Source organism: Blastococcus sp. CCUG 61487, from assembly GCF_005222955.1.
Lineage (GTDB): Bacteria > Actinomycetota > Actinomycetes > Mycobacteriales > Geodermatophilaceae > Blastococcus.
The window spans coordinates 20,688-42,317 of record NZ_LWUA01000221.1; the positions used below are offsets into that span (position 1 = coordinate 20,688).

Genomic DNA, 21,630 nt, shown 5'->3' on the forward strand with positions numbered 1-21,630 from the left:
GTCTCCTGTCAGCGCTCGTAGAGGGCCGCGGGCCCGTCCGGCCACTCCACCTTGCTCAGCGGTCCGCCGTCCAGCCGGGCGTGGATGATCAACCGCTGCCGCGCGGAGTACTCGGGGTGGCAGGTGGTCAGCGTCAGGTACGCGCCGGTCGCCGGCGCGCTCGCCGCGGCCTCCGGCGTCGGCGAGATGACCTCGATGTCGGTCGGCCGGACGATGTGCCGTCCGGGGATCCCGCTGGGGTCGGCGTCCAGGTCACCGGTCGCGGCGTCGCCGAGCACCCGGTAGACGAACCAGCTGTCCACCGTCTCGACGACGATCGGGTCACCGGCCTGCAGGAGGTCGAGTTCCAGGAACGGCGACCCCTTGCCCACCCGGTGCCCGGCCAGCGCGACGTTGCCCTGCTCCCCCGGCATCGCCGTCCCGGCGTAGTGGCCCGGGCCCTGCGCGAGCACCGTCTCGCTGGTGCCCTCGAGGATCACGCGGGCGTAGTCCTGGCCCAATCGCGGGATGCGGATGACACCGAAGGCGTCGCCGATCTCGACGCGGGTGAGCTCCTGCGGCTGCACGTCCGCCCGGTCCCACTCCTCGTACAGCTCCTGGCTGAGCTGCTCCTGCGTGCGCTCGGCGATCACATCGGTCACGAGCAGTTCGTAGACCACGAAGAGCAGCGCGACCAGACCTCCGGTCACGAGGAGCTCACCGGCGGTGCGGATGACCCCCGGCCAGCGCGACGGACGAGTCCGGGCGACGACCCGCGGAGGGGGCGGTGGCCCCACTCGATCCATGGGCTCGGTGTGTGTCATCTGCCTCGTCGTCCTGGTGCTCGTCGCACTCGGGGTGCCCGTCGTACTCGGTGCTCGTCGTGCCGGGGACCCGGACCCCGAGCCGAAGGGCTGGGGGTCCGGGTCCGCGAGGGGATGGATCAGGCGGCGGCGCGGCGGCGAGCCACGACGATCAGCCCGCCGCCCAGCCCGAGAGCGACGATGCCACCCAGCACCGGAAGGGCGACGTCGGCACCCGTGGCGGCGAGGGTCGCCTCCGCGGCCACCGTGGCGACGCCCGCGTCGGACACCGTGATCGGCAGGTTGACGTAGCGGAGCACGCCGCTGGCGTCGACGCCGGAGGCGACCAGCGTGTGGTTGCCCTTCGCGAGCCCGGCCGGGACGGTCACCTCGACGGAGAACTTCCCGTCGGGGCCGGCGACGGCCGTCGTCAGGACCTGGGGGGTCGAGTAGACGGCGATCGAGACGGTCGAGCCAGGGGCGTAGCCCTCACCGCTCACTGTCACCTTCGCACCCGGGGCGACGGCGCCGGGCTGCGCGCCGGTGATCGTCAGGTCGCCGTTCTTGGCCGGCACCGAGGCCGGGGTGGAGATGGCCGGGATCTTGCCGGTCGGAGCCGCGGCGCCGGCCTCGTCCCCCACGTTGCCCTTGTCGTCCACGGCCGAGACGAAGAAGTGGTACGACCAGCCCGGGACCACGGGGACGGTGCAGGTGAGCGCAGCGGTACGGCACTGCTCCGCGTGGCCGCCCCCCTCGCCCATGGTCACGCCGGCGCCGACGACGTACTCCTTGATCGGGTAGGTACCCACGACGGTGGCCGCGGTCCACGTGAGAGTGGCTGTGCCGTTGCCGAGCTGCACGGTCGGGACGCCGGGCACACCCGGGCGCGCGAACGGCGTGCCGCTCTTCGGCGCGGACCAGGGACCCGCGTGGTCCTCGTCCTCGACACCGCGGACGACGACGTCGTACTCGTCACCGTTCGCGAGCCCGTCGATCTCGAAGACGGCGTCGAAACCGCTCTGGTCGTCGGGGTCGGTCACCGCCGCGACGGGCGTCGTCCCGCCGTCCAGCGAGTACTCCCAGCTCGACGGGTAGATGCCGTCCGCGTCGGCGCTGACGAAGACCCGCAGGCCTTCGTCGATGCCCTCGACGGCCTCGATGGTGGGCGTGCCGATGCCGGCGGCCTGGGCCACCCCGGTGACACCGAGCAATGCCGTGGACAGCCCGACCGTGCCGGCGGCCAGGAGGCCGAGCGCACGACGGGGTGATGACGTGAGCTGCACGTCGACTCCCTCTGTGGGTTCCCCGGAGCGCCGGGGCGGGCGTCCGGCGATCCGGACGCGACAAGAAACCACGGCGCGCCCTCCTGCCCACGCCACGCCACGCGTCCGCAGTACGCGTGTTGCACAGCGCAACGAAAATGACGTCCCGGGGTGAACGCGCAGCTCACGAGGGTGCGATCTGAACCCGAAACCCCGACGAAGCGGAACGCTCCGGTTGTCGAATGCTGTGCCCGAGGGACCCGGGAACGACGACGGCCGCCGTCCCCAGGGTGGGGGACGGCGGCCGACGCGGACGTCAGCGGATGTGCACGCCCGAGATGGTGCGCGCGATGACCAGCCGCTGGATCTCCGAGGTGCCCTCGAAGATCGTGTAGATCTTGGCGTCGCGCGCCATCCGCTCGACCGGGTAGTCGCGGGTGTAGCCGTTGCCGCCCAGGATCTGCATCGCCTGCTCGGTCACCCGCACGGCGGTCTCGCCGGCGACGAGCTTGGACATCGAGCCCTCGGCCGCGGTGAACTGCTGGCCGTTCTGCGCCATCCACGCGGCCCGCCAGACCAGCAGCCGGGCGGCGTCGATGGAGGTCCTCATGTCGGCGAGCATGAAGGCGATCGCCTGGTTCTCGATGATCGCGCGGCCGAACTGCTCGCGCTGCTTGGCGTACTCGAGCGCGTACTCGTAGGCCGCCCGCGCGACGCCGACGGCCTGCGCGCCCACCGCGGGCCGGGTGCGCTCGAAGGTCGCCATCGACGGCTGGGTGCGGCCGGTCTTCGCGCCCTCCCGGGCGCGGGCGAGCCGCTCCTCGAGCTTCTCCCGGCCGCCGAGCAGGCAGTTCCCCGGGATCCGGCAGTCCTCGAGCACGACCTCGGCCGTGTGCGAGGCCCGGATGCCGTGCTTGAGGAACTTCTGCCCCTGCGACAGCCCCTTCGTGCCGGGCGGGACGATGAAGCTGGCGTGCCCGCGGGCCTTGAGCTCCGGGTCGACGACGGCGCTGACGACGTGGATGTCGGCGATGCCGCCGTTGGTCGCCCACGTCTTCGTGCCGTTGAGCACCCACTCGTCGGTCTTCTCGTCGTAGACCGCGCGGGTGCGCATCGCGGCGACGTCGGACCCCGCGTCGGGCTCGGACGAGCAGAACGCGGCCACCTTGGGCTCGGCCTCGGTGCCGAACATCTGCGGCACCCACTCCCCCACCTGCTCGGGCGTGCCGTTCGCGCTCACGCCCGCGGCGGCCAGCGCCGTGCCGACGATCGCGAGGCCGATGCCGGCGTCACCCCAGAAGAGCTCCTCCAGGGCGATCGGCAGCCCGAGCCCGGACTCCTCGAAGGACTGCGCGGCGAAGAAGTCGATCGAGTACAGGCCGACCTTGGCCGCCTCCTGGAGGATCTCCCAGGGGGTCTCCTCCCGCTCGTCCCATTCGTGGGCCGCGGGACGGATGACGTCCTCGGCGAACTGGTGCACCCACTTCTGCAGCTCGATCTGGTCCTCGGTCAGCCCGAACGACACGGCCATCAGGTGGAACCCCTCTTCATGTCCTGGTTTGCCTACCGGGCCCGTGCGGACCCGCTGTCTCAGCGCGTGCGGATCGTCCCGACCAGGTGGTCGGTGCCGGCCGTGGCGTTGCGCACCGCGACGTCCCAGCCCTCCGCCACCTGGGCGGTGGACACCTCGACGGTCGAGGGGAGGAACAGCGGCTTCCTGAAGGCGACGTCGACGTCGATCGCGTCCGGCAGCCGGCCGGCGAGCGTACCGAGCACCCGGGCCTTGACCCACATGCCGTGCGCGATCGCCCGCTTGAACCCGAACGCCTTCGCAGTCAGCCCCGACAGGTGGATCGGGTTCACGTCACCGGAGACCTTCGCATAGCGGCGCCCGGCGTCGTCCGGGACCCGCCAGGTCGCGGCCACCCGGCCCAGCGCGCCCACGGGCACGTCGAGGTCGGCCTCGGGCGCTCCGGCGGGCGCCGTCGCACCGCGGGAGAGGTAGGTCGAGCGGGAGCGCCAGACCTCCTGCCCGGCGACAGCGACGCGCGCGCACAGGTCGACGCTCGCCCCGCTGCGGTGGTTGGCGAAGCGCTCGGCCCACACCTCGAGGTCCAGCGCCTCGTCCGCACGCACCCCGCGCAGCACCTCGATCCGGTTGCGGACGTGCACCAGGCCCGGCAGCGCCAGCGGGAACGCGCGGTCGGTCATCAGCGCCATCTGCAGCGGGAAGGTGAGCATGTGCGGATAGGTCGCCGGGAGGACGTCGCCCAGCGGCAGCCGGCACACCCGCGTGTACGCCGCGAGGTGGTCGCGGTCGACGGTGACTCCGTGCCGGGCCAGGTGCGTGTCCGGCAGGTCGCCGCCCCGGCCGCGCGCGGTGACGGCGGCCTTCGCGTACAGCGCGCCCAGGTTCGGTGCGTCGTCCAGCACCGTGGTGGCGGGCATCAGGCCCCCAGCAGCGACTGGCCGCAGACCCGCACGGTCTGGCCGTTGACGCCCGCGGCACCCGGCTGCGACAGCCACGCGATCGTCTCGGCGACGTCGACCGGCAGCCCGCCCTGCTGCAGCGAGTTCAGCCGCGCGCCGATCTCGCGGGTGCCGAACGGCATCTTCGCCGTCATCTCGGTGACGATGAAGCCCGGCGCGACGGCGTTGATCGTGGCGCCGCGCTCGGCGAACTCCGGCGCCCAGGCGCGCACCATGCCGATGACGCCGGCCTTCGACGCGGCGTAGTTCGTCTGGCCACGGTTGCCGGCGATGCCCGACTGCGAGCTCACCGCCACCACGCGCGCGCCGGGGTTCAACGCGTCGCTGTCGAGCAGCGCCCGGGTGATGTCCAGTTGCGCCTGCAGGTTGACGGCCATGACGCTGTTCCAGCGGGCGGCGTCCATGTTGACCAGCAGCTTGTCGCGGGTGATCCCGGCGTTGTGGACGACGATGTCGGCGCCCTTCCTCCCGCCCGCGGAGTGCCGCTCCTTCAGGTGCTCGACGAGCCGCTGCGGGGCGTCGTCGGCGGTGATGTCCAGCTGCAGCGCCGTCCCGCCGATCGCGTTCGCGACCTTGGCCAGGCTGTCGCCGGCGGCCGGGATGTCGACGGCGACGACGTGCGCGCCGTCCCGGGCCATGACCTCCGCGATCGCCGCCCCGATGCCGCGCGCGGCTCCGGTGACGACGGCGACCTTGCCGCCCAGCGGCCTGTCGTCGTCCTGGCCCGTGGGCACGTCGGCGGCCGACAGGGTGACGCCCTGCCCGTCGACGTAGGCCGAGCGGCCGGAGAGGAAGAAGGTGAGCGGGGAGGCGACCGAGGCCTCGGCGCCCTCGGGCACGTAGATGGCGTTGGCCGTCGAGCCGTCGCGCAGCTCCTTGCCGATCGAGCGGGTCAGCCCGTCGATCGCCTGGCGGGCGGCGGCCTGGGCCGGGGAGTCGGCGGCGGCCGGCGGGTCGGCGAGGACGACGACCCGGCCGCTGGGCCGCAGCCGCTTGAGCGCGGGGGCGAGGAAGTCGTGGGCGGCGGCGAGGTCGGCCGGGCCGGTCAGCCCGGTCGCGTCGAGGACGATCGCGCCGTACTTCTCGCCGTCGGTGTCGCCGTCGGCCGTGACCGGCGAGAGCACCGTGACCCCGGCGTCCCGGAGCACCGTCGTCACCGTGTCGCGCAGCCGGCCCTGGCCGGCCGAGCCGACCACGACCGGGCCCGGCAGCAGCGGCTGCCCAGGCTCGTACCGGCGCAGGACGGCGGGCCGGGGCAGGCCGAGCTGCTTGGTGACGGTCGTGCCGACGCCGGAGTTGACGAAGTTCGTGTACCAGTCAGCCACGGGGAGCTGTTCCCTTCGATCGGGTGCCGACCGAGGGGCCGAAATCGTGCTTCTGGCCCCTCGGGGCGGGGTCAGGACTCGAGGATGGCGACGACGCCCTGGCCGCCGGCGGCGCAGATGGAGATCAGGCCGCGCTTGCCCGGACCCGCCTCGTGCAGCATCTTCGCCAGCGACGCGACGATCCGGCCGCCGGTCGCGGCGAACGGGTGCCCGGCCGCCAGCGACGAGCCGTTCACGTTCAGCTTCGACCTGTCGATCGAGCCCAGCGGGGCGTCCAGGCCCAGCTTCTCCTTGCAGAACGCCGGGTCCTCCCACGCCTTGAGCGTGGCGAGCACCGTCGAGGCGAACGCCTCGTGGATCTCGTAGAAGTCGAAGTCCTGCAGGGTCAGGCCGTTGCGGGCCAGCATCACGGGCATCGCGTAGACCGGCGCCATGAGCAGGCCCTCGCCGCCGTGCACGTAGTCGACGGCGGCGGTCTGCGCGTCGACCAGGTGGGCGAGCACCGGAAGCCCCTTGGTCTGCGCCCACTCGTCCGAGGCCAGCAGCACCGCCGAGGCCCCGTCGGTGAGCGGGGTGGAGTTGGCCGCGGTCATCGTGGCGCCCTCGCCCTTGCCGAAGACCGGCGTGAGCTTCGCCAGCTTCTCCAGCGACGAGTCGGGCCGCAGGTTGTTGTCCCGGGTCAGGCCGAGGTACGGCGTCACCAGGTCGTCGAAGAAGCCGCGCTCGTAGGCCGCGGCCATGTTGCGGTGCGAGCGGACGGCGAGCTCGTCCTGCTCCTCCCGGCCGATCTGCCACTCCGCGGCGGTGATCGCGGCGTGGTCGCCCATCGCCAGGCCGGTGCGCGGCTCGGCGTTGCGCGGGATCTCCGGCACGAGCTGGCCGGGGCGGATCCGCGCCAGCGCCTTGAGCCGGTCCTGCAGGGTCTTGGCGCTGTTCAGTGAGATGAGCACCCGGCGCAGGTCGTCGCCGACGGCGAGCGGCGCGTCGGACGTGGTGTCCACGCCACCGGCGATGCCGGACTCGATCTGGCCCAGCGCGATCTTGTTGGCGACGAGCACCGCGGCCTCGAGGCCCGTGCCGCACGCCTGCTGGACGTCGTAGGCCGGGGTGGTGGCCGAGAGCGTGGAGCCGAGCACGGACTCGCGGGTCAGGTTGAAGTCCCGGGCGTGCTTGAGGACGGCGCCGGCCACGACCTCGCCCAGCTGCTCGCCCTGCAGCCCGAACCGGGCGACCAGCCCGTCGAGGGTGGCGGTGAGCATGTCCTGGTTGGACGCCTGCGCGTAGGCGGAGTTGGACCGGGCGAACGGGATCCGGTTCCCGCCGACGATCGCGGCTCGACGGACACCGGTGGGGCGCGGAGCAGCGTTCGGGGTGGCAGCCATGGAGACCTCCGGGGGTCGGTTCGACGCGTGGCCGGTACCGAGGGTACGCGGTACCGTCATTCACATGAAAGCCGAGGCGGTGAGACGCTCGTCGCAGGTGCGTGTACCGGCAGACAAGATCGCCCAGGGCGATCAGCGCCGCGAGTCGAAGGCGCGTGATCGCCGCGATTCCCGCTGGGACGAGCACCGCCGGGCCCGCCGCGAGCAGCTCGTCGACGCCGCCGTCGCCGCCGTCGGCAAGCACGGCGCGGGCGTCGGCATGGAGGAGATCGCCGCCGAGGCGGGGACCAGCAAGACCGTCGTCTACCGCCACTTCACCGACCGCACCGACCTGTACCTCGCCGTCTGCAGCCGGGTCGCGGGCTCCCTGCTGGCCGAGCTGCGCGCGGCGATGGACCGCAGCGACACCCCGCGCGGCACCCTCGCCGCGGCGGTCGAGACGTACCTGGCGTTCATCGAGGCCGACCCGGAGCTCTACCGGTTCGTCGTCCACCCCCAGGGCCACAATCGTGCTTTTGGCCCTGATCCGATCGAGGGACTGTCCGACCTCGTCGGCGACCAGGCGACGGCGATCCTGGCCGAGGCGCTGCAGCAGGCGGGGCGCGAGCCGGCCGCCGCGCAGCCCTGGGGGCACGGCGTCGTCGGCATGGTCCGGGCCGCCGCCGACTGGTGGCTGCGCGCCGGCCGCCCCATGCTCCGGACCGAGCTCGCCGCGCATCTGACCGACCTCGCCTGGGCAGGACTGTCCGGCGTCGTCACCACCGAAGCAGGCCCCACGGAGGAGGAACTGTGACCAGCACCCACCCCTCGACGGCCGCCGCCGTCGACCCGGCCCGGATCACCGAGGTCATGGACGGCCGGTGGGCGCACATCCGCCGCGACGCCCGCGAGAACCTGCACGACCCCGACTTCCTGCCCGTCTACGGGGAGTCGATGGCCGAGGCCCGCGCGCGGGTCACCCGCGCCGCGAAGAAGCTCGCCGCCTCCGGCCAGGTCGGCTACGGCTTCCCGAAGCAGTACGGCGGCGAGGACGACATGGGCGGCTCGGTCACCTCGATCGAGATGCTGGCCTTCGGCGACCTCTCGCTCATGGTGAAGGCCGGCGTCCAGTGGGGCCTGTTCGGCGGAGCGATGCAGCTGCTGGGCACCCAGGAGCAGCACGACAGGTACCTGGCCGACGCGATGAGCTTCGACCTGCCCGGCTGCTTCGCGATGACCGAGACCGGCCACGGCTCCGACGTCCAGCAGCTGCGCACGACGTGCACCTACGACCCGGCGACGCAGTGCTTCGACCTGCACACCCCGCACGAGGCCGCGCGCAAGGACTACATCGGCAACGCCGCCCAGGACGGCCGCATGGCGGTGGTGTTCGCGCAGCTGATCACCCAGGGGAAGAACCACGGCGTGCACGCCTGGCTGGTGCCGATCCGCGACGCCGACGGGAACCCGATGCCGGGCGTGACCATCGGCGACGACGGCCCGAAGGCCGGCCTGTCCGGCGTGGACAACGGCCGGCTGACCTTCGACCACGTGCAGGTCCCGCGGGACATGCTGCTCGACCGCTACGGCCAGGTCGCCGAGGACGGCACCTACACGTCGAGCATCGAGAACGAGACCCGCCGCTTCTTCACCACCCTGGGCACGCTGGTCCGCGGCCGGGTCAGCGTCGGCGGCTCCGCGGCGTCGGCGACCAAGCTGGCGCTGGACATCGCGGTCCGCTACGGCGAGGTGCGCCGCCAGTTCGCCGCCCCCGGCGAGGACCGCGAGATCAGGATCAACGACTACCTCGTCCACCAGCGCAAGCTGCTGCCGGCGCTGGCCACCACCTACGCGCTGCACTTCGCGCAGGGCGCGCTCGTCGAGGCGATGCACGACATCCAGTCCGCCGTCCACGTGGAGGGCAAGGAGGTCGACGAGCAGGCGCAGCGGGAGCTCGAGTCACGTGCCGCCGGGCTGAAGGTCGCCCAGACCGCCCACGCCACGAAGACCATCCAGATGTGCCGGGAGGCCTGCGGGGGCGCGGGCTACCTGCAGGAGAACCGGCTGCCGCACCTCAAGGCCGACACCGACGTCTTCACCACGTTCGAGGGCGACAACACCGTCCTGCTCCAGCTCGTGGCCAAGGGCCTGCTCACCGGCTACCGCGACGCGTTCGGCTCCCTGGAGGGATGGGGCAAGGTCGGGTTCGTCGCCGACCTCGTGCGCGAGACGGTGCTGGAGCGGACGGCGGCCCGCGCGCTGATCGCCCGCCTCGTCGACGCCGTCCCGGGTGTGGACGACGTCCCGATGCTCGAGCGCGGCTGGCAGCTGAAGATGTTCGAGTTCCGCGAGAAGCACTCGCTGGAGGGCGCGATCCGGCGGCTGCGGAAGAACTCGACGACCGACGGCATGGAGCCGTTCGACATGTTCAACGACGTCCAGGACCACGTGCTCAAGACCGCGCAGACGCACATCGACCGGATCGTGCTCGAGGCGTTCGTCGACGCCGTCGACCGCACGACCGACCCCGCGACCCGCGAGCTGCTGGACAAGGTCTGCGACCTCTACGCGCTGTCGGTCATCGAGGCGGACAAGGCCTGGTTCCTCGAGCACGGCCAGCTCACCCCCGCCCGCGGGAAGCTGCTCACCGCGAACGTCAACCAGCTGCTCAAGGAGCTGCGGCCGCACATGATCACGCTGGTCGACGCGTTCGCCATCCCCGAGGGGTGGAAGGCGGCGAAGATCCTCGAGGAGGAGGCCGACCGCCAGGAGGCGATGGCCGCCCGCGACGCCGAGCTGCGGGCGCAGAACGCCGAGAACACCCCGGAGGGCACCGCCACCGACCTGGACGTCCCGCCCGGTCAATGACCCGCGACCGGGGGGCCAAAAGCGTGCTTTTGGCCCCCCGGGCGCGGGTCGGCTCAGGCCAGGCGGACGGCGAGGACGGCGACGTCGTCCTCCGCGTCGGGGAGGAACATCTCCCCCAGCACGCGGTCGCACAGCTCCTCCAGCGGCAGGCCGGCGTTCTGCCGCAGCACCGCGAGCAGCTCGGCGGTCCCGGCGTCGATGTCGCGGTCGCGGCGCTCGACCAGCCCGTCGGTGTAGAGCAGCACGGTGGCGCCGGGGCGCAGCGGCTCGGTGCGGTCCGCGCGGACCGCTCCCGGGTCGACGCCGAGCAGCAGGTCGGTCGACGAGCCCTCCAGCAGCCGCACCTCGCCCCCGGCGTCGACGACCACCGGCGGCGGGTGGCCGGCGCTGGCCCACCGCAGCAGCACGCCGCCCACGGGCCCGGGCTCCAGGTGCGCCACCAGCGCGGTCGCCATCGTGTGCAGCGCCAGCCCGCGCAGCGCCCGGTCGAGCTCGCCGAGCACCTCCGCCGGGCCCGCCCCGCTGGAGAAGCTGATGCCGCGCAGCAGCCCGCGGACCTGACCCATCGCGGCGGCGGCCCGGGTGTCGTGCCCGACGACGTCGCCGATCGCGAGGACCGTGGTGCCGGTGGACTGCTGGAACGCGTCGTACCAGTCGCCGCCGATCTCGGCGCCCTCGGCCGCGGGCACGTACCGCACGACGATCTCGCAGTCCTCGAGCCGCGGCGGCTCGGTGAGCATGCTGCGCTGCAGGGCGTCGGCGAGGTCGCGCTGCTGGCCGAACAGGCGGGCGTGGTGCAGCGCCATCCCGGCCCGGCGGCCGATCTCGACGGCGGTCTCGACGTCGGCCGGTGAGTGCGCGCCGCGCTCGGCGCCGTTGAGCAGGCACAGCACGCCGACGGTCTGGCCCCGGCTGGTCAGCGGGACGGCGACGGCGGACCGCGGGTCCAGCGCCATCAGGGCGGCGCGCGCCTCGGTGTCGGGGAGCGACAGCGCGATGCGCTCGGGCGTCAGCTCGGTCAGCACCAGCGGCTGCCCGGTGCGGAAGACCAGCCGCGGCGCCCCCTCGGCGCCGACCGTCTGGACCATCTGCCGGACGTAGTCGGCGACCGCGCCCGCCCGCGAGCGATCGCGGTGCGCGCTGGCCGACTCGTGCAGCCGGCCGTGCTCGTCGGTGGTCACCAGCCAGCACCAGTCGCCCAGCCGGGGGACGACGAGCGACGAGAGCCGCTGCAGCTGCTCGCCGATGTCGAGGGTGCTCGCCAGCACGCGCCCCACCTCGGCCAGCAGCTCCAGCCGCTGGTTGGCGTCGGTCATCGCGGCGACGGCGGCGGCCCGGTCGGCGTCGGCCTGCAGCCGGGAGATGCTCAGCGCCATCTGCGCGGCGAGCCCCTCGAGCAGGCGGAGCTCCTCGTCGTCGAAGGTGTGCTCCGTCGTCCAGTAGACGACGAAGCTGCCGAGCAGCCGGCCCTCCACCAGCAGCGGCAGCGTGGCCAGCGCCCGGGCGCCGAGCACCTCGCTGATCCGGGCCATCGCCGGGAACCGCTCCACCGCCTCCTCGGCGCTCGGGAACAGCACCCGCTCGCCGGTGCGGGCCGTGTACTGGACGGGCAGCGCGTCGTCGAGCTGGAGGACGAGCATCCCGTCAGCGGTCACCTCGGCCGCCGTCTGCGCGCGGACGGCGTCGGCGACCTGGCGGCCCAGGTACACCCCGGCCGTCACCCCGTCCCGGGCCAGGACGGCGATGCCGCCGGAGACCGCGCCGAGCACCTCCGCGCCGCGGAGGGTGATCTCGGCCAGCTCCCCGATCCCGGTGGCGTTGGCGACCTCCGCCGCGACCGCCGTCACCGCCGCGCTCCGCTGCACCGCGATCAGCCGCGCCTCGGCCTGCGCGCGCGCCTCGGTGACGTCGAGGACGGTGCCGAGGATCCGCTCGGGCTCGCCGTCGGACCCGCTGAGCACCCGACCGCGGCAGACGATCCAGCGGACGGCGCCGTCGAGACGCCGGATGCGCAGCTCCACCGTGTACTGCGCGCGGGCCTCGATCGCCTCCTGCATGACCTGCTCGCTCGGCTCGCGGTCCTCCGGGTGCACGTAGCCGGCCATCAGCTCGTCCAGGGGCAGCCGCACGGCGCCCTCGTGGCCGAAGATCACCCCGCTGCGCTCGTCCCAGTCCATGAGGCCGCGGCGCAGGTCGACCTCCCAGATGCCGACCGAGCTGGCCTCCAGGGCGATGCCCAGGCGGCGCGTGGAGACGGTGACGTCGGCCTTGGCCGCGGCGAGCTCCAGCTCCGCGACGACGGAGGCCGCCAGCTGGCGCAGCAGCTGGGCCTCGTCGTCGCTCCACGCGCGCGGCTCGGCGTCGTAGAGCGCCAGCACCCCCACCACGTGCCCGGACGCCGACAGCAGCGGGGAGCCCAGGTAGGCGCCCACCTGTCCCGAGGTCACCGCCGGGAGGTGGGCCACGCGCGCGTCGGCCGGCGCGTCGGGGACGGCGAGCGGGACACCGGTGGCGACGACGATCGCCGAGAGGGCGCCGGTCAGCAGCGCGGGTCCGCCGACCACCCCGGGCGGCAGGCCGTGCCCGCCGACGACGGTGTCCTGGTCGGTGAACAGGGTGACCTTCGCGTGGCCCGCGCCCACGAGCCGGGCGGCCAGGCCCGAGAGCCGGTCGTAGGCGGCCGGCCCGGGCACCTCGGAGAGCAGCCGCCGGGCGGCGGCGACGCGCAGGGGATGGGCGAGGACGTCGTCGGGGGACGGGACGGTTCGCGGGCCGGGCACGCGTCCCCCTCTCTCGTGGCGGTCCCCGAGGTGGGCACCGAACGGATCATGGTTGCACGGCGGTCCACCCGCGCCGCCGTCCGTCAGCCGGTGGGGGGACGCGCCGCCCTGCCCCGGCCGGGTGACGTCGCCCACGGCGGGTCAAGAGCTGGTCCGGACGAGCCGATCCCCTGCCCATGCCCGGCACCCGCACGGCCGGCCTGCCGGACTGCCGTCCGCTGCTGGCCGACCACGACGACCTGACGCTGGTGTTCCAGCCGATCGTCGACCTCGCCACCGGAACGGTGGCGGGGTACGAGGCGCTGGCCCGGTTCCCGGGCGCCGCCGGGCCGGACGTCTGGTTCGCCGCGGCCGCCGAGGCCGGCGTCGCCGCCGAGCTGGAGGCGCTGGCGATCCACAAGGCGCTGGCCGTCGTCCCCGACCTGCCGGCCGACACCTTCCTGACCGTGAACGTCAGCCCGCACCTGCTCGGCACCGCTCCGGTCCAGGCGGCGCTCGCCGTGCGGGCGGACCTGCACCGCGTCGTCGTCGAGCTCACCGAGCACACCCCCGTCGACGATCTGGACGCACTGCGCGCCCAGATCGCGCTGCTGCGCGGCCGCGGCGCGCTCATCGCCCTGGACGACGCCGGCAGCGGCTACTCCGGCCTGCAGCAGATGGCCGCGCTGCGCCCGCAGCTGGTCAAGCTCGACCGGGCGCTGGTCGCCGACGCCGACGCCGACCCCGTGCGCATGGCGCTGGCCGAGATGGTCGGCGAGTTCGCCGGCCGCATCGACGCCTGGCTGCTCGCCGAGGGCGTCGAGACCGCCGCGGAGCTCGCCGCCTTCGCCCAGCTCGGCGTCCCGCTGGCCCAGGGCTGGCTGCTGGGCCGCCCGGCCCGGACCTTCGAACCGCTGGACCCCGACGTGCAGCGGCTGGTGCGCGCCCAGGTCGCCCGGGCGCGACTCACCGAGAGCGTGGCCAGCGTGGTCCGCCCGGTGCGCCAGTACGCCGAGGGCGAGGAGCTCCCCTCCGTGCCGCCGGCGCTGCTGCTCGGGCCGCACGGCGTCCCCACCGCGCTGCTCCTGGCCGACCTGCGCACCGGCGAGGTCTACACCGCTCCGGTCACGCTGCGCGTGCACCCGTCGACCGACATCCAGGAGACGCTGCAGCGGGCGCTGACCCGGCCGCCGGCGCACCGGTTCGAGCCCGTCGTCTGCACCGATCCCAGCGGTTCCGTCCTCGGCATGATCCGCGTCGAGGACCTCGTCGGCGCCCGCCGCAGGAGCCGCTGAACCCCAGACCCTCCCTGCATCCGAGCAGCGGAGCCGTACCACCCACCACCCAAGGAGCACCGTTCATGAAGCGATTCGCGTGCGGCGACGTCATCCCCGGATGCGGCGCCACCTTCACCGCCGCCGACGAGGCCGGCATCTTCGCCCAGGCCGTTCCGCACGCGGCCGCCGAGCACGGGATCGACGAGGTGACCCCCGAGCTGGAAGCCACCGTCCGCGGCCTGATCCGCACCGTCTGAACCCCGCCCGGGTGCCGGCGTCCACCTCGGGCGCCGGCACCTAGGGGGCGCTGGCGTCGTCCAGGGCCTTGCGCTCGGCGTCGGTGAGCACCAGATCCCGCATCGGCAGCAGGTCCGCCAGCTGCTCGACCGACCGTCCCGAGGCGATCGGCGCGACCACGGTCGGCTGGTCGGCGAGCCAGCGCAGCGCTACCGCCGGCATCGGGACCTGGTGCACCCGGGCGATCTCGCCGAGCGCCGTCAGCACCCGGTCACCGCGCTCCCCGACGTACGCCGAGGCGCCTTTGGCCCGCGGTGAGTCCACCTGCTCCCCCGCCCGGTACTTGCCGGTGAGGAAGCCCTTGGCCAGCGCGAAGTACGGCAGCGTGCCGATGCCCTGGTCGCGCACCGCGTCGCGCAGCTCGCCCTCGTAGCCGGCGCGCTCCATCAGGTTGTAGTGCGTCTGCAGCGCCACGTACCCGGTCACGCCCAGCCGCTGCGCGGTCTCCCGCGCCTCGGTCAGCCGCGCCGCGGAGTAGTTCGACGCCGCGACGTAGCGCACCTTCCCGGCCTGCACCAGCTCGTCGAACGCCGTCAGCGTCTCCTCCAGCGGCGTCGTCTCGTCGTCGTAGTGGGCGTAGTAGAGGTCGATCCGGTCGGTCTGCAGCCGGCGCAGCGACTGCTCCGCCGCCGTCCTGATCTCCCCGGCCGCCAGCGGGTGCTCCTTGTCCATGCGGGACGCCTTGGTGGCCACCACGATCCGGTCGCGCACGCCACGCGCGGCCATCCAGTCACCCAGGATCTGCTCCGAGGCGCCGTTGCCGTACGACTCGGAGGTGTCGACGAACGCCGGCTGCGGCTCCACGGCGTCCAGGAAGCGGTCGAGGACGGCGAAGGACGTCGGCGCGTCCGCCGTCCAGCCGAACACGTTGCCGCCGAAGCAGAGGTCGCTGACGGCCAGGTCGGTCCCGGGGAGCTGCGGCATGGCTCCCACGCTAGGCGGACCCGGCGGACGCGGCTCGGCGGCCGCTGTGGTGGATGTGACCTGGGAGCCGCCGGACACGGCCGAAAACCCACCCCCCTGGCGGATCCCGGGGGCGACGTGGCACCGTGCCCGGGGTCCGGCTCTCGCCCGGCCGGTCCTGGGCCGCGCCGTTGGCGCGGAGCGGGACACCCCGCCGGCGCGACCCGCGTCCCGGGGCCGAGGACGAGCCGGCCAGGTGCCGCAGGCACCAGCCATCCCGACTGAAAGGTTTCTCCATGAACAAGGCCGAACTGGTCTCCGCCATCGCCAAGCGCGCCGACGTGCCCGCCTCCACCGTGGACGCGGTCATCGCCGGCCTCCAGGACGAGCTGGTCGACGCCATCACCCGCGGTGACAAGGTCGCCGTCTCCGGCCTGCTCACCGTCGAGCGCACCCAGCGCTCCGCCCGCACGGGCCGCAACCCGCAGACCGGCGAGGCGATCGAGATCGCAGCCGCGAACACCGTCAAGGTGACCGCCGGCTCGAACCTCAAGAAGGCTGCGGCGGCCGTTCCGGTCTCCTGACCGACCCGCTCGGCTGACCGCCGTCGGGCGTCGCGCCGCCCCCGTGTGGTCCGGGCCACAGAGCCATGGGCCAGGATGCGGGGCAGGCGCCGCCCGACGGCGGACGGCGCACAGGGCAGCGGAGGTCCACGTGGGCAGTGATCTGACCGTCAGCACCGACCCGGCCGAGGTCGGGTTCGACGCCGGCCGCCTGGAGCGGCTCGACCGGCGGCTGGCCCGCTGGGTCGACGACGGCCAGCTGCCCGGCTTCCTCGTGACCGTGGCCCGCCACGGCAAGCTGGTGCACGTCGGCAAGGGCGGCCTCCGGGACATGGAGGCCGGGCTCCCCGTCGAGGACGACACCCGCTGGCGCATCTTCTCGATGACCAAGCCGATCACCTCGGTCGCGGCGATGATGCTGTACGAGGAGGGGGCCTTCGAGCTCACCGACCCGATCAGCAGGTGGCTGCCCGAGTTCGCCGAGACCCGCGTCTACGTGGCGGGCTCCGCGCAGAAGCCGGTGACCGTGCCGCAGATCGAGCCGATTCGCGTGTGGCACCTGCTCACCCACACCTCCGGGCTGACCTACGGCTTCCACCACGCGCACCCGGTGGACGCGATCTACCGCGCCATGGGCCACGAGTGGGGCACCCCGCGCGGCGCCGACTCCGCCGAGGTCTGCCGCCAGTGGGCCTCCGCGCCGCTGGTGTTCCAGCCGGGCAGCGAGTGGAACTACGGCGTCTCCACCGACGTCCTGGGCCGGCTGGTCGAGGTGGTCTCCGGGCAGACGCTGGGCGAGTTCTTCGCCGCGCGGATCTTCGCGCCGCTGGGCATGCGCGACACCTCGTTCGGACTGCGCCCCGAGGACGACCCGGAGTCAATGGCCCGCCTCTACCTGGCGACGCCGGGCACCCCGGGTGGCCCGTCGTCCGGCATGACCTTCAGCGAGGCGATGGACCGCGGCGCGCACAAGGCGCCGGCGTTCGAGTCCGGCGGCGGCGGGCTGGTCTCCACCGCGGGTGACTACCTGCGGTTCGTCGAGATGCTCCGCCGCGGCGGCTCCTACGACGGCGGGCGCCTGCTCAGCCCCCGCACGATCCGGCAGATGCGGACCAACCACCTGCCCGGGAACGTGGACCTCGCGACGTACGGCCGGCCGTTGTTCGCCGAGACCCCCATGCGCGGCGTCGGCTTCGGGCTCGGCTTCTCGATGGTGCTGGACCCGGCGGCGTACGGCGTGGTCTCCAGCCCCGGCGACTACAGCTGGGGCGGCGCGGCGTCGACGGCGTTCTACGTGGACCCGGTCGAGGACGTGACGGTCGGCTTCTACACGCAGCTGCTGCCCTCGAGCACCCTGCCGATCCGCAACTACCTGCGCCAACTGGTCAACCAGGCCCTCGTCGACTGACCCGCGGCCGGGATCAGGTGACCTGATCGTGCAGCGTCCTCCCTCACGTCCCACGGTGAGGGAGGACCGTCGGGGATCAGGTCACCTGATCATCGCGGAGGCGGGTCAGACGTAGCGGCGGGAGACCGTCGTTGCGACGCAGGCCGGCTTGCTGCCGCCCTCGATCTCGATGGTCGCCGTCACGACCATGTGCAGGCCGCCGTCGATCGGCGTCACCGAGTCCAGCGTCGCCCCGGCCCGGATCCGGCTGCCCACGGGCACCGGCGAGGGGAACCGCACCTTGTCGCTGCCGTAGTTGACGCCCATCCGGAAGCCGGTGGTCTCGAGGATCTGCGGCATCAGCATCGGCAGCATCGACAGCGTCAGGTAGCCGTGCGCGATCGGGCCGCCGAAGGGGCTCTCCTTCTTCGCGCGCTCCGGGTCGACGTGGATCCACTGGTGGTCGCCGGTGGCCTCCGCGAACTGGTTTACCCGCTCCTGCGTGACCTCCACCCAGTCGCTGTACCCGAGGTGCTGCCCGACCAGCGCCTGGACGCCCTCGACACCGTGCGCCGTCGTCTTCGCCATGTGCTCTCTCCCCTTCCGAGCGGTCTGATTGGCTGACCCCATCACATCGGCCTCGTCGAGGGGGAACGGGTTGCTCCGGATCGGTGGGCTGGACGTCCCGGACGGCGGCTTCGTCCTCATGGCGATCGTGAACCGGACACCCGACTCGTTCTACGACCGGGGCGCCACGTTCGCGATGGCCGCGGCGCTGGGGCGGGTGGACCAGGTCGTGGCCGAGGGCGCGGACATGGTCGACGTCGGCGGGGTCAAGGCGGCGCCCGGTGACGACGTCGACCCCGCGGAGGAGATCCGCCGGACCGTCGACCTGGTCGCCGCCATCCGCGCCGCGCACCCGACGCTGCCGCTGTCGATCGACACCTGGCGGGCGGAGGTCGCGCGCGAGGCGCTGGCCGCCGGCGCCGACGTCGTCAACGACGCCTGGGGCGGGGTGGACCCGGACCTCGCCGCCGTGGCCGCGGAGGCGGGTGCCGGCCTCGTGTGCACGCACGCCGGCGGGCTGCCGCCGCGCACCCGGCCGCACCGGGTGCAGTACGACGACGTCGTCGCCGACATCGTCGCCCGGACGACGGCGCTGGCCGAGGCCGCCGTCGCCGCGGGGGTGGACCGCGAGCGGGTGATGATCGACCCGGGGCACGACTTCGGGAAGAACACCCGGCACTCGCTGGAGGCGACGCGGCGGCTCGACGAGATGGTCGCGACGGGCTGGCCGGTGCTGGTGGCGCTGTCGAACAAGGACTTCGTCGGCGAGACGCTCGGCGTCCCGCTGGAGGAGCGGCTGACCGGCACGCTCGCGGCGACGGCGGTCAGCGCCTGGCTGGGGGCGCGGGTGTTCCGGGCGCACGACGTCGCCGCGACCCGGCAGACGCTGGACATGGTGGCCTCGATCCGGGGCACCCGCCCGCCGGTGCGGACCGTCCGCGGCCTCGCCTGAACGCGGCGACGATCAGGTGACCTGATCGTGGCGCCTCCTCCCCCACGGTGTGCGCTGAGGGAGGACGCTGCACGGGGAGGGAGGACGGCGTCGCGGCGGCCTGCGAACGTCTTCCGCGTCCCCCATCGACGGGTCTAGCGTGCGCCGCGTCAGAGAGGCCACATCCCCCGAGGAGGCCGCCATGAGCGGTCGGGTCGTGCACTTCGAGGTCCCGTTCGACGACGCGGACCGCGCGCGCAGCTTCTACGCGAACGCCTTCGGCTGGCAGCTCCTGGAGATGCCGGAGATGGGCTACACGATCGTGACGACGGGGCCCAGCGGCGACGAGGGGCCGACCGAGAAGGGCTTCATCAACGGCGGCATGCTCTCCCGGTCGGACTCGGCCGCCAGCGGACCCGTCCTCGTGCTGGACGTGGAGAGCATCGACGAGTCGCTGCGCCGGATCGGTGACCTGGGCGGCGCCACCGTCGTCGGGCGGACCCCTGTCGGCGACATGGGCTTCGCCGCCTACTTCACCGACCCCGAGGGCAACGTGATGGGCCTCTGGGAGACCGCCACCGGCTGACGCCGCCCTCCCCCTGATGATCAGGGAACCTGATCATCAGGCGTCCTCCCTCAGTGTCGGACGTGAGGGAGGCGGCAGAACGACCAGGGAACCTGATCGTCATCGCCCCAGCGGCGGTTAGGTTGCCGGGCATGGCCGCCACGGGATTCCTCACCGCCGACGAGCTCAACGACCTGCTCCCGGGCACCTTCCCCGGACTGCTCGGCATCGTCGTCGACACCCACGAGCCCGGGCGGCTGTCCAGCCACCTCGACATCCGCCCCGAACTGCTCGCGCCCAACGGCTACCTGCACGCCGGCACGGTCGTCACGCTCGCCGACACCTCCTGCGGGCTGCCCACCCGCGCCCTGCTGCCCGAGGGGTCCAGCGGCTTCACCACCATCGAGCTCAAGAGCAACCACCTGGGGACGGCGCGCGAGGGGCGGATCACCTGCACGGCGACCAACGTGCACGCGGGCCGGACGACGCAGGTGTGGGACGCCGTGGTCTCGAACGCCGCGAACGGGAAGACGATCGCGCTGTTCCGGTGCACCCAGTCGGTGCTCTGGCCGCGCTGACCCGGAGGTCCGCCCGGTCAACCCCCTCGTGACGGGCGCCACGCCGGATGTGAGACTGGCGCCACACCAGCATCGAGGAGGAACCCGTGGCACTGGCCAGCCCGTATCCCGAGGTCGAGATCCCGAACACGTCCGTCCCGGAGGCCGTCCTCGCCGCCGGCAGGGAGCGCCCCGATGCGCCCGCGCTGGTCGACGGGCTCAAGGGCGACGTCATCACCCACGGGCAGCTGGCCCAGTACGTCGACCGCGTCGCGGCCAACCTGCACGCCCGGGGCCTGCGGAAGGGCGACGTCGTCGCCGTCTTCTGCCCCAACACCCAGTGGTTCCCCGTGGTCTTCCACGGCATCGCGGCCGCCGGCTGCGTGATGAGCCCGATCAACTCGCTCTACACGCCCGACGAGATCGCCTTCCAGCTCAAGGACTCCGGCGCGAAGATCCTGATCACGATCTCGCTGTTCATGGACCGGGCGACGGCGGCGGCCGAGAAGTCCCCGGTCGACGAGATCATCGTCCTCGACGGCGCGGAGGGGCACGCCAACCTCTTCGACCTGCTCGGCGCGGACGCGCCCAGCGTCACGGTCGACTTCGACCCGGCGAACGACCTGGTCACGCTGCCCTACTCCAGCGGCACCACGGGGCTGCCCAAGGGCGTCATGCTCACCCACCGCAACCTGGTCGCGAACGTGACCCAGTGCCTGCCGCTGCTCAAGACGACGGCGGACGAGCGGATCATCGCCGTCCTGCCGTTCTTCCACATCTACGGCCTGACCGTGCTCATGAACCAGGGCCTGGCGCTCGGCGGCACCGTGGTGACCCTGCCCCGGTTCGAGCTCGAGGACTTCCTCCGCACCATCCAGGACCACAAGATCACCCGGGCGTTCGTGGCGCCGCCCATCCTGCTGGCGCTGGCCAAGCACCCGATGGTCGACCAGTACGACCTGAGCTCGCTGACCTCCATCCTCTCCGGCGCCGCGCCGCTGGACGAGCAGCTGGCGCTGGCGGTCGAGCAGCGGCTGCGGGCGAAGGGCGGGGAGGTCATCGTCGCCCAGGGCTACGGCATGACCGAGCTGTCGCCGGTCTCGCACACCTCCCCCGACCCCGGCGCGCTGCCCCCGGGCTTCACGGGCGAGGTGCCCAAGGGCTCGGTCGGCTTCGCGATCCCGAACACCGAGTGCCGGCTGGTCGACCCGGCCACGGGTCAGGACGCCGCCCCGGGCGAGCGGGGTGAGCTGTGGGTCCGGGGGCCGCAGGTCATGAAGGGCTACCTCAACAACGAGGAGGCCACCCGGTCCACCGTGGACGCCGAGGGCTGGCTGCACACCGGCGACGTCGCCGTGGTCGACGAGCACGGCATCTACACCGTCGTCGACCGGGTGAAGGAGCTGATCAAGTACAAGGGCTACCAGGTGGCCCCCGCCGAGCTCGAGGCCGTGCTGCTCAACCACCCGGAGATCGCCGACGCGGCGGTCATCGGCGTCCCGGACAAGGAGAGCGGCGAGGAGCTGCCCAAGGCCTACGTCGTCCGCGCCGCGGGCTCCGACCTCTCCGAGGAGTCGGTCATGGCCTTCATGGCCGAGCGGGTCGCGCCGCACAAGAAGATCCGCTTCGTCGAGTTCATCGACGAGGTGCCGAAGTCGTCGGCGGGCAAGATCCTCCGCAAGGAGCTCAAGGCCCGCGCCTGACGCACCGCCCCGTCGGCCCGGCCCCGCGACCGC

General features: G+C 73.2%; 19 protein-coding genes. 10 read left to right on the forward strand and 9 right to left on the reverse strand.

Annotated features, from left to right (window positions below; translation table 11 throughout):
• Positions 1-8 precede the first annotated feature (8 nt).
• From A6V29_RS10950 to A6V29_RS10975, 6 genes are all read right to left on the reverse strand, one after another.
• On the reverse strand, positions 9-803 hold the full coding sequence (locus A6V29_RS10950) for a class E sortase (RefSeq protein ID WP_502700083.1): 795 nt from the start codon (positions 801-803) through the stop codon (positions 9-11).
• A 119-nt stretch (positions 804-922) separates the two neighbouring features.
• Positions 923-2,065: a phage tail protein gene (locus A6V29_RS10955; RefSeq protein ID WP_137160309.1), complete on the reverse strand. Its 1,143-nt coding sequence runs from the start codon at positions 2,063-2,065 to the stop codon at positions 923-925.
• A 295-nt stretch (positions 2,066-2,360) separates the two neighbouring features.
• Positions 2,361-3,575, reverse strand: coding sequence for an acyl-CoA dehydrogenase family protein (locus tag A6V29_RS10960; RefSeq protein WP_137160310.1), 1,215 nt, complete (start codon positions 3,573-3,575; stop codon positions 2,361-2,363).
• Between the two features lie 59 nt (positions 3,576-3,634).
• Entirely contained in the window at positions 3,635-4,492 is an 858-nt protein-coding gene (locus A6V29_RS10965; RefSeq protein WP_137160311.1) for a MaoC/PaaZ C-terminal domain-containing protein, read from the reverse strand.
• A complete protein-coding gene (locus A6V29_RS10970; RefSeq protein ID WP_137160312.1) occupies positions 4,492-5,859 on the reverse strand; it encodes a 3-oxoacyl-ACP reductase in 1,368 nt (455 codons plus the stop codon). Before A6V29_RS10970 ends, A6V29_RS10965 begins: the two co-directional genes overlap by 1 nt.
• A 71-nt stretch (positions 5,860-5,930) precedes the next feature.
• Entirely contained in the window at positions 5,931-7,241 is a 1,311-nt protein-coding gene (locus A6V29_RS10975; RefSeq protein WP_137160313.1) for an acetyl-CoA C-acetyltransferase, read from the reverse strand.
• Between the two features lie 97 nt (positions 7,242-7,338).
• Between A6V29_RS10975 and A6V29_RS10980 the strand changes: the two genes are divergently transcribed.
• Both A6V29_RS10980 and A6V29_RS10985 read left to right on the forward strand, forming a co-directional pair.
• A complete protein-coding gene (locus A6V29_RS10980) occupies positions 7,339-8,034 on the forward strand; it encodes a TetR family transcriptional regulator (protein ID WP_249933166.1) in 696 nt (231 codons plus the stop codon).
• Positions 8,031-10,088 carry an acyl-CoA dehydrogenase family protein gene (locus tag A6V29_RS10985; RefSeq protein WP_212719253.1) on the forward strand — a complete coding sequence of 686 codons (2,058 nt, stop codon included), beginning with the start codon at positions 8,031-8,033 and terminating at the stop codon, positions 10,086-10,088. The genes A6V29_RS10980 and A6V29_RS10985 overlap by 4 nt, the downstream gene beginning before the upstream one ends.
• 53 nt (positions 10,089-10,141) lie before the next feature.
• Here the strand turns inward: A6V29_RS10985 and A6V29_RS10990 are convergent, their stop codons facing one another.
• A complete protein-coding gene (locus A6V29_RS10990) occupies positions 10,142-12,868 on the reverse strand; it encodes a SpoIIE family protein phosphatase (protein WP_137160315.1) in 2,727 nt (908 codons plus the stop codon).
• Positions 12,869-13,044: 176 nt separating this feature from the next.
• On the opposite strand from A6V29_RS10990, the gene A6V29_RS10995 reads away from it, so the two are divergent.
• Together A6V29_RS10995 and A6V29_RS11000 are read left to right on the forward strand one after the other, a co-directional pair.
• The gene (locus A6V29_RS10995; RefSeq protein ID WP_137160316.1) at positions 13,045-14,142 is read left to right on the forward strand and encodes an EAL domain-containing protein; all 1,098 of its coding nucleotides are present in this window, start codon (positions 13,045-13,047) and stop codon (positions 14,140-14,142) included.
• 65 nt (positions 14,143-14,207) lie between these two features.
• Positions 14,208-14,381 carry a DUF1059 domain-containing protein gene (locus tag A6V29_RS11000; RefSeq protein ID WP_137160317.1) on the forward strand — a complete coding sequence of 58 codons (174 nt, stop codon included), beginning with the start codon at positions 14,208-14,210 and terminating at the stop codon, positions 14,379-14,381.
• Positions 14,382-14,421: 40 nt separating this feature from the next.
• On the opposite strand, the gene A6V29_RS11005 is transcribed toward A6V29_RS11000, so the two are convergent.
• Positions 14,422-15,345, reverse strand: coding sequence for an aldo/keto reductase (locus A6V29_RS11005; RefSeq protein ID WP_137160318.1), 924 nt, complete (start codon positions 15,343-15,345; stop codon positions 14,422-14,424).
• A gap of 275 nt (positions 15,346-15,620) precedes the next feature.
• On the opposite strand from A6V29_RS11005, the gene A6V29_RS11010 reads away from it, so the two are divergent.
• Both A6V29_RS11010 and A6V29_RS11015 read left to right on the forward strand, forming a co-directional pair.
• On the forward strand, positions 15,621-15,908 hold the full coding sequence (locus tag A6V29_RS11010) for an HU family DNA-binding protein (protein WP_137160319.1): 288 nt from the start codon (positions 15,621-15,623) through the stop codon (positions 15,906-15,908).
• Positions 15,909-16,038: 130 nt separating this feature from the next.
• Positions 16,039-17,295 (forward strand): serine hydrolase domain-containing protein, encoded by a 1,257-nt coding sequence (locus A6V29_RS11015; protein ID WP_137160320.1) that lies wholly within the window; start codon positions 16,039-16,041, stop codon positions 17,293-17,295.
• Positions 17,296-17,400: 105 nt separating this feature from the next.
• Here the strand turns inward: A6V29_RS11015 and A6V29_RS11020 are convergent, their stop codons facing one another.
• Complete coding sequence (locus tag A6V29_RS11020) at positions 17,401-17,862, reverse strand: MaoC family dehydratase (protein ID WP_137160321.1); 462 nt, start codon at positions 17,860-17,862, stop codon at positions 17,401-17,403.
• Positions 17,863-17,932: 70 nt separating this feature from the next.
• Between A6V29_RS11020 and folP the strand changes: the two genes are divergently transcribed.
• The 4 genes from folP to A6V29_RS11040 all read left to right on the forward strand — a co-directional run bounded on the left by folP (position 17,933) and on the right by A6V29_RS11040 (position 21,597).
• On the forward strand, positions 17,933-18,793 hold the full coding sequence (gene folP, locus A6V29_RS11025; RefSeq protein ID WP_137160322.1) for a dihydropteroate synthase: 861 nt from the start codon (positions 17,933-17,935) through the stop codon (positions 18,791-18,793).
• 181 nt (positions 18,794-18,974) lie between these two features.
• Positions 18,975-19,358, forward strand: a complete 384-nt coding sequence (locus tag A6V29_RS11030; protein ID WP_137160323.1) for a VOC family protein — start codon at positions 18,975-18,977, stop codon at positions 19,356-19,358.
• A gap of 131 nt (positions 19,359-19,489) precedes the next feature.
• Positions 19,490-19,915, forward strand: coding sequence for a PaaI family thioesterase (locus A6V29_RS11035; protein ID WP_137160324.1), 426 nt, complete (start codon positions 19,490-19,492; stop codon positions 19,913-19,915).
• A gap of 86 nt (positions 19,916-20,001) precedes the next feature.
• Positions 20,002-21,597: a 4-coumarate--CoA ligase family protein gene (locus tag A6V29_RS11040; protein WP_137160325.1), complete on the forward strand. Its 1,596-nt coding sequence runs from the start codon at positions 20,002-20,004 to the stop codon at positions 21,595-21,597.
• Positions 21,598-21,630 lie beyond the last annotated feature (33 nt).

Bases quoted from the DNA above. Each gene is read 5' to 3' on its own strand.
- A6V29_RS10950 (WP_502700083.1), bottom strand. From the start codon at position 803: ATGACACACACCGAGCCCATGGATCGAGTGGGGCCACCGCCCCCTCCG.
- A6V29_RS10960 (WP_137160310.1), bottom strand. From the start codon at position 3,575: ATGGCCGTGTCGTTCGGGCTGACCGAGGACCAGATCGAGCTGCAGAAG.
- A6V29_RS10965 (WP_137160311.1), bottom strand. From the start codon at position 4,492: ATGCCCGCCACCACGGTGCTGGACGACGCACCGAACCTGGGCGCGCTG.
- A6V29_RS10975 (WP_137160313.1), bottom strand. From the start codon at position 7,241: ATGGCTGCCACCCCGAACGCTGCTCCGCGCCCCACCGGTGTCCGTCGA.
- A6V29_RS10995 (WP_137160316.1), top strand. From the start codon at position 13,045: ATGCCCGGCACCCGCACGGCCGGCCTGCCGGACTGCCGTCCGCTGCTG.
- A6V29_RS11000 (WP_137160317.1), top strand. From the start codon at position 14,208: ATGAAGCGATTCGCGTGCGGCGACGTCATCCCCGGATGCGGCGCCACC.
- A6V29_RS11005 (WP_137160318.1), bottom strand. From the start codon at position 15,345: ATGCCGCAGCTCCCCGGGACCGACCTGGCCGTCAGCGACCTCTGCTTC.
- A6V29_RS11010 (WP_137160319.1), top strand. From the start codon at position 15,621: ATGAACAAGGCCGAACTGGTCTCCGCCATCGCCAAGCGCGCCGACGTG.
- A6V29_RS11020 (WP_137160321.1), bottom strand. From the start codon at position 17,862: ATGGCGAAGACGACGGCGCACGGTGTCGAGGGCGTCCAGGCGCTGGTC.
- A6V29_RS11030 (WP_137160323.1), top strand. From the start codon at position 18,975: ATGAGCGGTCGGGTCGTGCACTTCGAGGTCCCGTTCGACGACGCGGAC.
- A6V29_RS11035 (WP_137160324.1), top strand. From the start codon at position 19,490: ATGGCCGCCACGGGATTCCTCACCGCCGACGAGCTCAACGACCTGCTC.